This window comes from Legionella sp. km535, from assembly GCF_003990085.1.
GTDB classification, from domain to species: Bacteria; Pseudomonadota; Gammaproteobacteria; order Legionellales; family Legionellaceae; genus Legionella; species Legionella moravica.
This window is the reverse complement of sequence record NZ_RZGU01000003.1, coordinates 154,240-169,877: the sequence shown is the minus strand read 5'-3', so window position 1 is coordinate 169,877 and position 15,638 is coordinate 154,240. Positions and strand designations below refer to the sequence as shown.

The following is a 15,638-nucleotide window of genomic DNA, read 5'->3' as shown; positions in this document are numbered from 1 at the left end:
TTTATGGGCATGGCGCTATTTCCAGCAGAACTTAAATAATAAATCTTGAAACAGTATCTACTTGCTTAAACTTGATATACCCCATAGAATTCTAGCTTTCTTTAAACATGTTAGGAGTGGTACATGGGGTGGAATGAGCCAGAAAAAGGCAAGGATCCATGGAAGGGTAAAAATCAGCCTCCAGATCTTGATGAGGCTTTAAAGCGTATTCATGAAAAATTGAAGAACACTTTTTTTGGAGGCAATGGTTCATCCGAAAATCAATCATCTGGTGGATCAAGTGGTGGTTTGTTGGCGATGATCGTCGCCCTGATTGCTTTTATCCTCTGGGTTCTTTCTGGAATATTTATTGTCGATCCTGCGGAACAAGCGGTCATTTTGCGATTTGGTAAATATGTTGAGACCGTAGGCCCAGGACCTCATTGGATACCAAGAATCATTTCATCCAAAATCGTCATGAATGTTGATCGGGTTATGGATTATTCATACTCAGCACAGATGTTGACCCGTGATGAAAATCTGGTAGCGGTATCTTTGGCTGTACAATACCGCATCAGTGATTTACAGCAGTATTTATTTAATGTTGCAAATCCTGAAGAGAGCCTGCAGCAAGCTACCTCCAGTGCGTTAAGACAGGTAGTCGGCACGACTACTCTGGATCAGATTATCACTGAAGGCCGGGAAATCTGGGGAAATAGTGTGCAGGATACTTTGGTGAAAACACTGGATATATACAAGCCAGGAATTTCAATTGTTAACGTATCTCCTCAACCTGCCCGCGCACCTGAGAGTGTGCAGGATGCCTTTGATGATGCCATTAAAGCTCAGGAAGATGAAAAACGATTTAAAGAACAGGCGTATGCCTATGCGGCTAAGGTAATTCCTATTGCTGAGGGTAATGCCAGTCGTATTGAACAGGAGGCCGAGGCCTATTCAAAACAAGTTGTTTTACGTGCTCAGGGAGAGGTAGCCGAATTTTTAGCTCTACTTCCTCAATTTGTTGCATCACCACAAATTATGTCCGAACGTATGTATCTTGAGACCATGCAAAAGGTATTGAACAGCAGTACTAAAATTATTGTCGACAGTAAATCGGGCAATATGCTTTATTTGCCTTTGGATAAAATCATTGGCAACCAGAATGCTACTCAATCCAATAGCACAAAGAGCAAAATCAGTACTGTGAATAGTGCTAATGATAATGACAGTTTAATACTTTCTGGACGAGATCTCACCAGACCTACTTACAGTCAAGGGAGGGATTAATTATGAATGCTACCAAGACAAGCATCGGTATTGTTTTATTTTTAATTTTAGTTTTATTGTTGACTAGTGTCTTTACTGTGACTCAGGGGCAGCAAGGAATTATTTTGCGTTTAGGCCGGCTGGTAAAGGATGCTCAGACCGACAAAGTCAAAGTCCTTAAGCCAGGACTGCATTTTAAAACTCCTTTTATTGAAAGCGTTCGCATTTTTGATACTCGTATACAGACTATGGACATCAAATCTACTCGAATAGTGACTAAAGAAAAAAAGGATGTGATGGTGGATTATTATGTTAAATGGCAGATCGCTGATTTAGCACAATATTTTAAATCTACTGGGGGTAATGAATTTAAGGCTGAAACGCTGTTGGAACAACAATTGAATACTTTATTACGTGCCCAATTTGGTAAACGTACTATTTCAGATGCTGTTTCCGGTGGCCGTGAAGACGTCATGGAATTACTACGAAATGCGGCTGAAAAACAAGCAGGCGAATTGGGTATTAATGTAGTTGACGTTCGTATTAAAGGCATAGAGCTTCCTGCTAATACCAGCAATGCGATTTATCAACGAATGCGCGCCGATATGCAGAAAATTGCAAACAGACATCGCGCTGATGGGCAAGCTGCGGCTGAGGAAATACAAGCTAAAGCTGATGCTAATGTTATGGTCTTACTGGCGAAAACGAAAAGTAACGCCCAACGGACACGTGCGATTGGACAGGCTGAAGCGGCAGCAATATATGCCAAGGCTTACGGTCAAAACAAAGATTTTTTTGCTTTGTATCGAAGTTTAATTGCCTATGAGGGTAGTTTTAATAATAAAAAAGATATTTTGGTTTTGGACCAAAGCAGTTCGTTTTTTGATTACTTTAAACACGCCATGCCAAAAAATGATGGTGTAGCTGCTAAAAATTAATTATAATGTCCGATTTTGCTGAAATCGGGTTCAAGATCAATCAGCTTTTGCAGACTAAGAGTGGATCATGGGTAAGAATGTTGTTGTTTTAGGTACACAGTGGGGCGATGAAGGCAAAGGTAAAATTGTCGATTTGTTAACACAGGATGCACAAGTGGTTGTCCGTTATCAAGGCGGTCACAATGCGGGTCATACATTGAAAATTAATGGGGTGAAAACGGTACTTCGTTTAATCCCTTCGGGTATGCTCCGACCTCATGTAACCTGTTATATTGCCAATGGGGTGGTGTTGTCACCCCAGGCTTTGCTAACGGAAATGAATGAGCTCGAACAGAAAGGCATTAATGTACGAGATCGTTTACGAATCAGTATGGCCTGTCCATTAATTCTTCCCTGTCATGTCGCTTTGGATAAAGCCCGTGAAGTACACATGGGTAATTCAGCTATCGGAACAACAGGACGCGGTATAGGGCCTGCTTATGAAGATAAAATAGCTCGACGTGCAATTAAGGTAAGCGATTTATTCCATCCTGAGCGATTGGCTCAAAAGCTGACTAATTTGCTCGACTATCATAACTTCGTTTTGACAGAATATTTTAAGCAACCTGCAGTAGAGTTAAAGCCGATATTGGATGACGCCAAGCTTTGGGCTGAAGAACTGCGTTCAATGGTCTGCGATGTATCTGCATGCTTGCATGAGCATCGAGAAAAAGGTGATGACATATTATTTGAAGGAGCCCAGGGAGTATATCTTGATATCGATCATGGGACATATCCTTTTGTTACTTCGTCAAATACCTGTGTTGGTTCTGTTATTAATGGCGCTGGATTTGGCCCCAGATATCTTGATTACGTATTAGGTATTACCAAGGCTTACACGACTCGTGTAGGTAGTGGCCCCTTTCCCACTGAACTTCTGGATGACGTAGGTAAACAAATTGCTGAGCGCGGACAGGAATTTGGAGCAGTAACTGGAAGACCAAGACGATGCGGTTGGTTTGATGCTGTATTGTTGAGACGTTCCATTGAGTTAAATAGCATTACCGGTTTATGTATGACTAAACTCGATGTTCTTGATGGGCTGGATGTTCTGCGAATTGCCGTCAATTACAAAGACAGCAAAGGTAACTTATTATCACGTCCGCCACAAGCTGCTGATGATTTTGAAGGGCTTGTTCCAGTATATGAAGAAATGCCTGGCTGGCACGAGACAACAGCTGATGTGACCGTGATGAGTGACCTTCCTGCAAACGCTATAGCGTATTTAAAGCGAATAGAAGAGCTATTAGGCATTCCCATCGATATGTTATCTACTGGGCCAGAGAGGGATTCAACCATTATTTTACGCGATCCTTTTTCAGGATAGCATGCATTGATAGCCTGGAACATCATGCTGGTTCCAGGCTTATCTCATTAACCATCAGATCTCCACGGCTGTCCCATTAAAAAAATGACGTCTTTCCGAGCGTGGCGAGGAATCTCCTGCAAATTGGCACAATCTGAATTAATGCATTAATTATCATTACCTTTTAACCTCTTTGTTTTTACAAGGAATTTAATGATGTCATCAGTAGATGTACCTGGATTTTTATATCATTTCGACTGATATGATTTTAATGGCCGCATTTTAATGGGATCGTGCAACCTTGCAGGAGATTCCTCGCCACGCTCGGAAAGACGTCATTTTTTTAATGGGACAGCCGTGATCAGATCTCGTCATCCTCTTACTCTTTATAACCTAGTACTACTAAAATACAGGGGCCTTTAGCAATAACATTTATTTGATTTATCTTACAACTATCTATAGCTCGCTCACTTTCCGCACCAGGTTGCATCCAAATATTTTTAATTCCTTTATCAATGGCTTCATTAACACAAAGCTCAGTAATTGGGGGTGGAGTAATGATTGAGATACTTTGTACATCATCAGGCAACTCACTTATATTGGATACTACCGCCAAACCTTCAATTTGTGCTTCATGGGGATTTACTGGATACACCTTTTTCCCATGCTGAATGTAGCACCGCAATACTTTATTACCGTATTTGTCACGATTTGAAGAGGCACCAATGACTGCAAATGAACTGGATGTAAAAAACTGGTCTATTGAATGGGTTGGCATGATAAATGGGTTCCTAAAGTGCAAGTAGAGTGTAGATAAGAATATCAATGATTTCTCAGGATGTGAATCTGCCTGTTTTGCTAAAGAGGGCGATAGGTACTTAGGTCACTGGTCATGATTGAGTTGTACTTTATAATGATTAATTACCCCGCATTTATTGAGTCTTAAATGCGGGATTTTATGTATCCTGTTTGAGAATTAAAACGTGTTTTCAAAGGCTATTAATTTTTGTTCTAATTGCCATTGTAATTTTGCTTTTTCACTTTGATTGATAAAACTGTGGCATGTCGCACTGTTTAAATCCTTACATTCAGCAACTGGCTCTGCACTATCTGCATTATTCCAAAGGCTTTTACCTGGAAGAAAAGCATAAGTCAGAGTGTTTCTATTAATTTGCTTCAGGGTGGGATAATCCAGTCCGTGGCCTAGCACTGCTTCTACGTATTGTCTTGTTAAATCGGTCCTTAAAACGCCTTCATCATCCGTTGATAAAACCACTGGAACGTGATGAGCCAAGTAATAATTGAGGGGGTGATTACGGCCTGATACATTCAGTAATTTCTGATTGCTGATTAGGTTTATTTCAACTGGTACATGATGATCTGCCATATACTGTAGGGTTTTTTCTGCATTATTTTCATAGGCTATAGACACACCATGCCCAATTCTTTGTGCCTGTCCGGTCTTTAAAGCATCGTGTATATGGAACCTCAGATCTTCAGGAGTAACAGATTCTGGGGCCAATTCGCCTGCATGCAAGGAAATGTTGACATTGGGGTATTGCTTATGGAGATAGTCAAAGATTTGCATTTGTTTGTGATAGTCACGCAAAGAAATAATACCGTCTTCTGGCTGAACCAAATTAACGCCAACCAGATTTCCTTTAGACAAAGTGACTGCTTCAAAGGCATTCAACGCCTGAGCGAATACGCTGTCTATTGGTTGCTCGCGAAGCACATAGTACAAGACTTTGATTTGAACTTTGCAGACCTCTTTATCCGGGGTTGTGGTGCAGCCTAATTCATTGTAGGCTTCTTTAAGCATTCGATCACTTTCAAAAACAGTTTGTTCTATATTATTTTTAAAGTCTTTGTTTTCCAGAAGAATTTTTTTCTTTTGGTCGAAATTATCGGTGTTTTTGATCAACTCTCCAAAACGAAGCGAATTGGCATTATCAGTAATATCCATTAGTTCCAAATACTGTTCTTGTTGTTGCGCTGCTGTTCGAATGACATCTGCGATTAATTGCGGTCTGTAATCAAAGACAATCGGCATATACTTCATGAAGCCATTAAAAAAATGATCGTGCCCTGTTTCTTTCCCAGGAATAAAGTCTTTTAGTGACCAGTCCCGAATAACAGAGGCATAGAGTTCGGGCTTATAAAACAGGTCTTTTATCTGGATGCCATCACAATGAAGAGATGTCTTACTAACTGAAAAATTAGATAAATCAATACAATATTTACCATTAGCTGCTAACGACACCATGGTTTCTGGATAAGGTCCTCCAGCAAGATGATAATGTAATTCCCCACCTTTAGGCATGTTTTTAAAAAATGCATACAGCGCATTGGGATCTGTTTTTATCGTATTAAAATAATTATTAATCTCTGCATGAACAGGTGATAAGAATAATGAACAGAAGAACAGCGAAAGTGTTTTATTAAGATTCATAATGAGCTATTGATTATCAGGTAATTATGAATTATCGCATAAAACAGCTAAATACCATAGAGATTGATTGGTGTGATTGGGTGCTTCATTAAATTCATCTTAACCTACCTCAGCTCCAAAATCAGCTTTGATGCCACCGTTTACTATCGGATAGAAGTTATGTTCTTGAATGCTTTGAAGAATGATGAATAATCATTGTATTTATGATGCATTCATAGCAGAATATTTTTTAAGATTCATAACCACTGAAGATGAATATGCCTAAAATAGTGTTGAAAACCGCATTGATATACTGCGCTTTTATCGTATCGATGATTGGTGGAGGAATAATTCAGGCTGCTGTATGCACGCCTGATCTGAACGATAAAACCAGTGTTAGTGTTAATGTGGGAATCTACGCTCCATTCTCAAATCAATCTGCGTTTATAGGTAGAAATATTCTTGCCGCTATGGAAATGGGACGTGATCAATTAAAATCCTCTCGAATTCATTATACGTTCTACACTTTGGATGAGCTACCAAAACAAAGTCATGCCGCTGAGACGCTTCAAAAATTTGTCACGACCCGCCATATCAATGTTTTAGTAACTGAAGGTTCTGATAATGGTTTATTGGCAGCGCCCCTTGCACGTAAAAACAATATTCTGCATTTTAGCTTGGCCAATGATCCTGCAATTGCTGATGGCAAGAATAACTTTCTGGCCTGGAGTCCCGCCTATGAACAAGCGGCTGTTTTGGTTGAAGAACTCCAGCGTAAAAAGATAGGCCAAATCGGGATTATAACTTCAAAACGCCCTTCATCCATGGTTTTAACGCAAAGCGTGATAAAGCAGTTACAGCTTCATTCTGCAATTAAAATTGCTGCTTATGAGCAGATTGAACCTGGAATGAAGGACGTTTCGCATCTAATTCAGAGCATTGAAAAGAAAAAACCGGATCTGTATTTTATTATGGCTTCCCCTGAGGATATTGAAATCATCCAATCAGAAATGAGCCGTGCTCATGTGAACAAACCGATAACCAGTATTATCGGAAGGGTTACCCCTCAGGTAATGAAAATTTTTGATGGGCAATGGTATATTGATACTCATGAAATGAAACCTGAATTTATCCAAAAATTTAAGGAGCACTATCTAAATTATCCTGTAACTGAAGCAGGATATGCCTTTGATGTATTTCACATTTTGAATCAAAGTGTTGCCATGGTGTTGAAAACCAAACATCATTTTTCTAGTAAGGAAGTTGCCAATCAAATTCATGTACTGGCAAAAGGAACAGGGGTAATGGGACCATTTAATTTAGGAAAAAATGGTGTTTTGTTTACCAAATCTGAGATTAAAACCATAAAAGACGGTCATGTAGTCACTGTTTAATTAATTATGGTTTATAAAAAGACTGATGGGCATGTCGCTTTAGCAACAATGCCCATCGAATAGATTGTTCTGTTTGGTTATTATCTGTTTGCCAAGGCCATACCTTCCAACACCGTTAATGCTGCATAAAGCTGGTAATCTTCGTGAATTAAATCGTCGGATTTAGCTTCGTTTTTAGCATTGGAATTTTCCGGATTATTCTTATTGATCAAGTGTCCACTCAGATCGGCTTCACTGAATCCGGTTGCGTCAGATTTTTTTATGGAATTTTTGGGAACATCCATTTCTTCTACAATGATATCTGGAATAATTCCTTTAGCTTGTATGGAAGTTCCAGAAGGGGTGTAGTACAAAGCGGTAGTTAACTTAATTCCAGTTTTACCATCCAGAGGTAATACGGTTTGTACCGATCCTTTACCAAAACTTTTGGTTCCAAGAATAATGGCTCTCTTATTGTCTTTCAGGGCACCTGCTACAATCTCTGATGCTGAAGCCGAACCATTATTGATTAGAACGACAATTGGAGCATTATCCAAAACATCCCCAGGGTTAGCCAAGGCGGTAAATTTAGAGCCAGGTAAGCGTCCTTCAGTGTAAACGATTAGCTCTTGTTTGCCGGATTTGTCATTACCCAGGAAGGCGTCAGAAACCTGGATGGCAGAATCCAGTAAACCTCCGGGGTTGTTTCTAAGATCCAGTACCAAACCTTTTAATTTTCCATTAGACTGTTGCTTTAACTGCTCGATTGCTTGCATCATGTCTTTACCGGTTAAAGCTTGGAATTGAGTTAACCGGATGTAACCGTAGCCATCACTTAACATTTTACTTTTAACACTTTTAATTTGAATTACTTCCCGAATCAGGTCAAAGGTAAGTGGTTTGCTGACTCCTTTACGTAATACGGTTAATTCTATTGTTGTGCCTGCTTTGCCCCTCATCAGATTCACTGCGTCTTTTAGAGTAAGACCTTGTACTGATTCTTTACCTAGTTTAATAATATAGTCCCCAGATTTTATTCCTGCCTTGAAGGCTGGAGTATCAACCAAAGGTGTAATTACTTTTACAACTCCGTCTTCCATGGTAACTTCGATGCCTAATCCACCAAATTCACCACTGGTTGAGGTTTGTAGCTCTTTAAACTCTTCTTCATTAAGATAACTTGAATGGGGATCCAAACCGGTGAGCATGCCTCGAATGGCATTGTCAAAGAGTTCTTTATCGTCAATTGGTTTGACGTAGTATTTTTTTATTTCACCAATTGCATTAGAAAATCGTTGGACATCTTCCAATGGTATACGTTTCGTATTAGTATTATTTGTATCGGTCTCATCGGCTGTAAATGCTGTTAATGGGAGCATCAATGCGAGCGCGAAAATAAACGCTACTGTGCTGGGAAGAATTTTCTTGATAACCATAGCGATCTCCTAGGATGCAAGGCCATAAAATCAGCCGCTTACTTTTGTTTTTATTAATTATTGAAATGCAATTTAAATGCCAAGCGCGAAATCTAAGACAACCAGTCTAGCGGGGGCACCGCTTTTCCTCTTAGTCTTATTTCAAAGTATAGACCGTTTTGCTTAATTCCACCGCTGTGCCCTACACTGGCAATTTGTTCGTTTTGGCGGACTGTCTGCCCTTTATGTTTGAACAGTGATTGGTTATGGGCATACAGGGTCATGAAACCTTGGCCATGGTCGATAATCAGGAGTAAACCATAGCCTTTTAACCAATCGCTGAATACTACTTTTCCTGGATAAACGGCAGTAACTACTGATCCTTCATCGGCAAAAAATGTCACGCCTTGATTCATTCTGCGTAAGGATCTTTGTACATTTTGTACTGGTAGCGGCAATTTTTTGCGCATTTGAATGAAGGGTTTGCTGCTTTGGACAACACTTTGTTGCGATAATGACTTTAACAGGCGAGATAAATTGGCTTTATCTTTTTCAAATTCTTGTAAGTCATGTTGTTTGTTCTGAATATCATTATTTAGTGATTCAATTAATGTCGTGTGGTATCGTTTATTTTGTTCCAGCTGTTGCTGATGTTGTGACAATTGATTATGCAGTTTTTGATTTTCAGCCAGTTCGTTATTTAATTTATCCTTATTCTCGCTTAGATTGGTACGAGTTTCGCCTATTTTGTCGATCAATTCTTGCCGGGATTTAATTATGTATTGATAATAGGTCAAAATTCGGCTTATTTTATAGGGATCATCCTGGGTAAGTATCCATTTCAATGGTTGGTATTCACCCATTTGATATCGTGCTCGTACATGATTTGCCAGTAATTGCTGCTGTGTGGCTAATTGTTTATTCAATAATTCAGCTTTGGCATGCAATTCGGCAATTTTTTGCTCTTTAGATTTTATATCGTTTTGAATTGAATGCAGTCTATGTATACCTTCACCGATTTGTTTTTCAGTACCGGAAAGTTCCTGATTTAAAATCCCCCGCTTGTCATGAGCTGTGGCCAGTGTTTGTTTTAGATTGTTAATCTGAGCATCCAGCTGTTTTAGCTTGGTTTGAGTTTGCAGTACTGGCGAGGGAGCTGGTGTCGCCCCAAGACTAAAATGAATCAACATTCCCAATGCAATGCCGCTCAGGAATGCAGGTTTCGGAGAATACTGGCTAGATTGCGTGGACATGGCTATTTTCCAGTAAGATGTGTCCGGTCATTTCTTTAGGTGGAGTGATGCCGATTATTGAGAGAAGTGTGGGGGCGATGTCGATTAAACTGCCCTCTGATTGAATAAAATGCCAATCTCCTCCAACACACATAAAGGGCACTGGCTCACTGGTATGGGCAGTATGAGCCTGACGGGTTGTGTCATCAAACATTTCTTCTGCATTACCATGATCTGATGTAATTAATAGTGTTCCGCCTTGACGTTTGAGTGCGTCCCCAACACGTTTCATGCACTGATCAAGGCATTCTATAGCCCGAACTGTGGCATTAAAATTACCACTATGTCCTACCATATCTGCGTTTGCATAATTGCAGATGATTACGTCATATTTTTTTTGATTGATGACGTTTACCAAAATATCGGTAAGTTCAGGAGCACTCATTTCCGGTTGGAGATCATAAGTTGCAACCTTGGGGGAGGGGATTAAAATTCGTTCTTCGTTGGCAAATACATGTTCACTGCCACCATTAAAAAAGAAGGTTACGTGAGCGTATTTTTCTGTTTCCGCAATTCGTAATTGTTTTAAACCCTGGTGGGCAATAACTTCTCCTAAAGTATTATTTAATGGCACAGGTGGAAATGCCGGAGTTGTCTTCAGATTTTTATCGTATTGAGTCATGCTGATAAAGCAGGATAATTTGGGGCAGGTTGTTCTTTTAAATCCTGAAAATGCGGGATTGATAAAGGCTGATGATAATTGTCGAGCCCTGTCTGCACGAAAATTAAAGAATAAAATAGCATCTCCGTCTTCTATTACTTTAGGATTTCCAATCAAGGTTGGGGGAATAAATTCATCTGAAAGCTCATTTTGATAAAAATGCTTAATAGCCGTTTCTGCATCATCAAAGTGGTGGGTACTTTGTCCCTGAGTGAGTAAATTAAAAACGGGTTCTACACGGTCCCAACGCTTGTCTCGGTCCATTGCATAGTAACGGCCAGTGATTGAGCTTATGGTGATTCCAGGATGGGTTTCAAGTTCCTTGTTCAAGCGATGCAAACTGTCCAGAGCGCTTTGTGGTGGAGTGTCTCTGCCGTCAAGGAACAGATGCAAATAAACGGAGCTGAATTGTTTCTCATGACATAAATTCAGTAATGCAAATAAATGGCGCTCATGGCTATGAACTCCTCCAGGAGAGAATAACCCCATGATGTGTAGTGATTTACCTGTTTGCCCCAATGTCTCAATCGCTTGATTAAAAACGGGATTATCAGCAAACTCACCTTGTTGTATGGCTTTATTAATTCGTGTGAAATCTTGTTGTATTACTCTGCCGGCACCAATATGCATGTGCCCAACTTCAGAATTACCCATTTGCTTGTCTGGAAGGCCTACTGGTTCACCAGACGCTTGCAGAAGGATGTGGGGGCAATTTTGCCACCATTTATCCCATTGAGGTGTATGAGCTGACGCAATGGCATTATGTTTATCACTGGCGTTGTAGCCCCATCCATCAAGAATCATGAGTACCAGGGGAGTATTTTGGGACATGAGATAAATCCTGAATCAAGCAGTTAAATGTCAATAAAAATGATTATACCTTTGGTAATTAAAGAGGTATATAGCTGAAAGAATTGATATTGTTAGGGTGATTTATTTCATTAACGGGGTATTAAGAACTTTGCATTATCAATTGGTATTTTTTGCTTAGTCAGGCTTTGCTGTGGAATGGCTTTAATTTTATCTTTTATCCTTGCAAATGCGAGACAATGTTCCTTATTTTTGTCATATTGCCCTATTAGAGAGAGAAGTGCTCTTGTATTGATTGCGGGAGTTGCGCCTATTTGCTCACAAACAGGCTTAATTCTCATCTCAACCGAATTCCTGCGGCTGTGACCGCGGGATCCATGATGGTGGCATTCAAGTATTAGATCCCGCGGTCTTCGCCGCGGGAATTCGGCTTAGATTTATTTAACGGCAGCTACCTGATGCTGAGACATAGCTAATCTATGGTTCAAGCATAGCCATCCTGGATGCCGCGATAAAAATGCACAGTATCTAATCACAACTTTGAGTTTGGGTGCAATTTCCATTTGAATCGCATTGCTGCACGTTCTGACAATCAGAGTCTTCGTCATCGTATGAGTTGTTGATTATGTACGTTGGCGCGACGTAAGCTGGCGCTACATATACTGGTGCAACCCAGCCATTTCCTGGGTGATAATTACCAATGGAGATATCATTATTGTGAATAGTGTAATCAGGATGATTCCATCCTCCATAGCCGACATTGGGATGAAATCCACCGCCAAATCGATCGCCAAAACACATCATGGAAGCAGATAAACCAATTACGAAGAATAGTGCGCGAGAAACGTGGTAATTCCGCCTTAATGAGCTCATAAATTTCTCCTGATAAAAGTCATAAGTTCCTAATCCATAAAATGTTCACGACTTACGAAAATGCCTAATATCTTCGTTAAAAGGAATATCTAATCAAGTCATTGAGTTTACCTAAACTCCCTCGTTAAAAATTCCTTATCTTTATAAGAGTATAGTTCTTTTATCGCCCCATGCGTTTATTATTTATTCTGATGGCTAATGGATGGGCTTATTGGCAATAAGCTTTATATTATTAAAAATAGGATAAAAATTTGACCAGTTTTTTAACCTTTTTAGAAAACAATTTAGGTGTATAAAATTGGCTTGCTACTCGTTTGCTTAGTTCACTTAGAGTAGGGTAGGCGACAATGGTATCTGTGAATGCTCTTAAGGTTTTACCTTCCCTGATCGCCATGACCCACGGGAGTAATAATTCGCCAGCCTGGTCTCCTACTATAGTGACACCGAGAATGCCCCCCTTTGGATTTATGATTACTTTAATAAATCCATTCGTCTTTTTACAGGTTTGAGCTCTATCATTGCTGGAATAGTCCGCTTTTAGCAGTTCATATTTTATGCCCATAGAGGCACACATCGATTCACTTTTACCCACATGGGCTAATTCCGGAGTAGTATAGGTGACCCAGGGGATCGCGTTATCATGCATCTTGACCGGGAGTTTAAACGCAATATTTTGCAGTACTATTCCTGCATGATAGTTTGCAATATGAGTAAACAGCATGATTCCTGTAACATCTCCTATGGCGTATATTTTTTTGTTACTCGTCCTAAGTCGTTTATCGACCAGTATTCCTTTCGGACTGAATTGAATTCCTGCCTGACCACAATTTAATTGATCAATATTAGGTTTTCGGCCTGTAGCCACAAGCAAGTGAGTTCCGGTGACAAGGATTTCATCATTATTCTGTTTGCACTGAATGAGTGTTTGCTTTGCTTCATTGGTTTCAATTCGTACAATATCGATCTGCTCATAAAGGGTTATGCCATATCCAATCAGCGATTGTCGTACCTGTTCAACCGCCTCAGGATCGTCATGATTTAAAATGCCAAAATGTTCCAATAAGGTTACTTTTGACCCAAGCATGGCGAAGGCTTGTGCTAATTCACAACCGATTGGTCCGCCACCTATGATTAACAGTTCCGGGGGTAATTGAATGAGTTTAAAAATGGTTTCATTCGTGTAGAAATGGGTAGAATTCAACCCTGGTATAGGGGGGATTGCCGCGGATGACCCTGTAGCAATCACGTAACGCTTGGCTTTAATTTCCGCTGAGCCTGCTTTTAAAGTCCGGTCATTGATGAACGTTCCTTTAGCTTGTATAACTTGTACACCAAGTCCTTCAAATCTCTCTACTGAATCATGTACGGCAATAGTATCAATCACCTCTCGGACATGCTGCATAATGCGGGTAAAATCTACTGGTTCCTGAGGAATAGTCATTCCAAGAACTTCATTATGGCCGGTATGCCAATGAGCTGCAGCGGCTGCCAGAAGAGCTTTGGAGGGCACACATCCATAATTTAGACAATCTCCTCCCATCAATCCTTGTTCTATCAAAACGACCTTTAGCCCTAATTGAGCGGCACCAGCAGCCAGACTCAGTCCTCCTGCTCCAGCACCGATAATTGCAATATCACAGCTAATTTCTTTGTTCATAGGAACCTTTGATTTTTTTGTAGAATACAGGCATTAAGGAAAGAAAAGCTAACGCTAAAAGAGGTAGTAACAATTCCGGAGAAAAAATAATTTTAAAATTGGGTGCTTGCCCCTGTTCGAAAAGATGATTCAGACTATTACCGACAGAAGCATAAATGAGCGATCCGGGTATTATTCCGAGGAATGTCGCAAGAACAAAGGTTCTGGCTTTAACCCCAAGTAATGCAGGTACGATGTTGACTACCCAGAATGGAAATATCGGCATCAACCGTAAAACAAGTAAATAGGAAAATGCATTATGCTGGAATCCTTGTCGCATTTTATTTACCCATCCTGAGGTTTTTTGAGCAACCAAGTCACTAAAAGCGTATTTTACAGTGAGAAATATCAGTATGGAGCCTATCGTTGCGCTGATTACTACAAACAATGTCCCCCAGAACAAGCCAAATAAAAGGCCTCCGGTCAAGGTGAGGATTAATGCTCCAGGAAAAGAAGCTGCGACACAAATAATATAAGAAATCATGAATGTTGCCACTGCCAAAATATAATGATCATTGGTCCATGAAATAAGCTGCTGATGGTGTAATTGTAAGGATGAAAAAGTTAAATATTGATTCACTCTAAAAGAGTAGAGAAGAAATAATAACAACAGAATAAGCAATACAGGCCAGATTCTTCGTAGAACACTAAAAGTCATTAGTCTATTCTCCATGATAATCGTCAATGACGTGAAGTGATCGCTTGCTTCGTTGATTTGCAGAACATCATAATGATGATTTTAACCAATAAGGTCAATTGATTTCTTGGTAGCACTTAAATTTTTACTTTAAAGAGGTTAGACTATGTGCCATTTTGAATGGTAGGAAGTGTAGTTTTGGATTACAAATTACCCCAACACATTGCCATTGTGATGGATGGCAACGGTCGCTGGGCTGAAAATCGAGGTTTGGCTCGAATAGAAGGGCACAAGGCTGGCGTTAAGACAGTTAAAACAATGATCAAATCGTGTCTCGAAAAGAAAATTGGCTGCCTTAGCTTATTTGCGTTTAGTTCTGAAAACTGGGCAAGGCCCATTGCTGAAGTCAATTTTCTTATGGAGTTATTCGTAGAGGCTTTAAGAAAAGAACTGGCGGAATTAAAACAACATGGAATCCGTATTCGGTTTACCGGAGACAGAGAACCCTTATCCTCTGTTCTGCAAAAAGAAATGCAGGAAGCTGAGTTGCTGACGCAGAATAATCAACAATTAATTGTAAATGTTGTTGTTAATTACGGAGGAAAATGGGATATAGTTACCGCAGCCAAAAAAATGTCCCGGGCTGTTAGTAATGGTACCATTGCTTTGAATGAAATAAATGAGTCTAATTTCGCCCAATTTCTCGATACAGATGGGTTACCTGAACCTGATCTTTTTATTCGGACCAGCGGAGAGTTGCGGATTAGTAACTTCTTTCTGTGGCAGTTAGCTTATACCGAACTTTATTTCACTGAAGTGCACTGGCCAGATTTTAATAATGAAGAGCTTGAATTAGCTCTGGATTCCTTTAGTAAGCGCAAAAGGCGCTTTGGTCAAATTTAGACTTTTAATAAGGGCATAT

14 protein-coding genes are annotated in these 15,638 nt (G+C 39.9%); 5 read left to right on the top strand and 9 right to left on the bottom strand.

Features of this window, described 5'->3' with window-relative positions; genetic code table 11:
* Window positions 1-123 precede the first annotated feature (123 nt).
* From hflK to ELY21_RS02975, 3 genes are all read left to right on the top strand, one after another.
* A complete protein-coding gene (hflK, locus tag ELY21_RS02985) occupies window positions 124-1,266 on the top strand; it encodes an FtsH protease activity modulator HflK (RefSeq protein WP_127106748.1) in 1,143 nt (380 codons plus the stop codon).
* A 2-nt stretch (window positions 1,267-1,268) separates the two neighbouring features.
* The gene (hflC, locus tag ELY21_RS02980) at window positions 1,269-2,183 is read left to right on the top strand and encodes a protease modulator HflC (RefSeq protein WP_127106746.1); all 915 of its coding nucleotides are present in this window, start codon (window positions 1,269-1,271) and stop codon (window positions 2,181-2,183) included.
* Between the two features lie 67 nt (window positions 2,184-2,250).
* Complete coding sequence (locus ELY21_RS02975) at window positions 2,251-3,549, top strand: adenylosuccinate synthase (protein WP_127106744.1); 1,299 nt, start codon at window positions 2,251-2,253, stop codon at window positions 3,547-3,549.
* A gap of 358 nt (window positions 3,550-3,907) precedes the next feature.
* On the opposite strand, the gene ELY21_RS02970 is transcribed toward ELY21_RS02975, so the two are convergent.
* Both ELY21_RS02970 and ELY21_RS02965 read right to left on the bottom strand, forming a co-directional pair.
* Window positions 3,908-4,306 carry a CoA-binding protein gene (locus tag ELY21_RS02970; protein ID WP_127106742.1) on the bottom strand — a complete coding sequence of 133 codons (399 nt, stop codon included), beginning with the start codon at window positions 4,304-4,306 and terminating at the stop codon, window positions 3,908-3,910.
* Between the two features lie 198 nt (window positions 4,307-4,504).
* Window positions 4,505-5,980, bottom strand: coding sequence for an adenosine deaminase (locus ELY21_RS02965; RefSeq protein ID WP_127106740.1), 1,476 nt, complete (start codon window positions 5,978-5,980; stop codon window positions 4,505-4,507).
* A 257-nt stretch (window positions 5,981-6,237) separates the two neighbouring features.
* Here ELY21_RS02965 and ELY21_RS02960 point away from each other — a divergent pair, with 257 nt between their 5' ends.
* Complete coding sequence (locus ELY21_RS02960) at window positions 6,238-7,353, top strand: ABC transporter substrate-binding protein (protein WP_233588647.1); 1,116 nt, start codon at window positions 6,238-6,240, stop codon at window positions 7,351-7,353.
* Between the two features lie 80 nt (window positions 7,354-7,433).
* Here ELY21_RS02960 and ELY21_RS02955 read toward each other — a convergent pair whose 3' ends face one another.
* From ELY21_RS02955 to ELY21_RS15770, 7 genes are all read right to left on the bottom strand, one after another.
* Complete coding sequence (locus ELY21_RS02955; RefSeq protein WP_127106738.1) at window positions 7,434-8,768, bottom strand: S41 family peptidase; 1,335 nt, start codon at window positions 8,766-8,768, stop codon at window positions 7,434-7,436.
* 92 nt (window positions 8,769-8,860) lie between these two features.
* Window positions 8,861-10,000, bottom strand: coding sequence for a murein hydrolase activator EnvC (locus ELY21_RS02950; RefSeq protein WP_233588646.1), 1,140 nt, complete (start codon window positions 9,998-10,000; stop codon window positions 8,861-8,863).
* On the bottom strand, window positions 9,984-11,531 hold the full coding sequence (gene gpmI, locus ELY21_RS02945; protein ID WP_127106736.1) for a 2,3-bisphosphoglycerate-independent phosphoglycerate mutase: 1,548 nt from the start codon (window positions 11,529-11,531) through the stop codon (window positions 9,984-9,986). The genes ELY21_RS02950 and gpmI overlap by 17 nt, the downstream gene beginning before the upstream one ends.
* Before the next feature lie 110 nt (window positions 11,532-11,641).
* Complete coding sequence (locus ELY21_RS02940; RefSeq protein WP_127106734.1) at window positions 11,642-11,851, bottom strand: hypothetical protein; 210 nt, start codon at window positions 11,849-11,851, stop codon at window positions 11,642-11,644.
* Between the two features lie 187 nt (window positions 11,852-12,038).
* Window positions 12,039-12,383, bottom strand: a complete 345-nt coding sequence (locus tag ELY21_RS02935; protein ID WP_127106732.1) for a hypothetical protein — start codon at window positions 12,381-12,383, stop codon at window positions 12,039-12,041.
* A 232-nt stretch (window positions 12,384-12,615) separates the two neighbouring features.
* Window positions 12,616-14,040: an NAD(P)/FAD-dependent oxidoreductase gene (locus ELY21_RS02930; protein WP_127106730.1), complete on the bottom strand. Its 1,425-nt coding sequence runs from the start codon at window positions 14,038-14,040 to the stop codon at window positions 12,616-12,618.
* Window positions 14,024-14,737 carry a TVP38/TMEM64 family protein gene (locus ELY21_RS15770; protein ID WP_233588645.1) on the bottom strand — a complete coding sequence of 238 codons (714 nt, stop codon included), beginning with the start codon at window positions 14,735-14,737 and terminating at the stop codon, window positions 14,024-14,026. Before ELY21_RS15770 ends, ELY21_RS02930 begins: the two co-directional genes overlap by 17 nt.
* A gap of 177 nt (window positions 14,738-14,914) precedes the next feature.
* On the opposite strand from ELY21_RS15770, the gene uppS reads away from it, so the two are divergent.
* Window positions 14,915-15,619 carry a polyprenyl diphosphate synthase gene (uppS, locus tag ELY21_RS02920; protein WP_127106728.1) on the top strand — a complete coding sequence of 235 codons (705 nt, stop codon included), beginning with the start codon at window positions 14,915-14,917 and terminating at the stop codon, window positions 15,617-15,619.
* Window positions 15,620-15,638 lie beyond the last annotated feature (19 nt).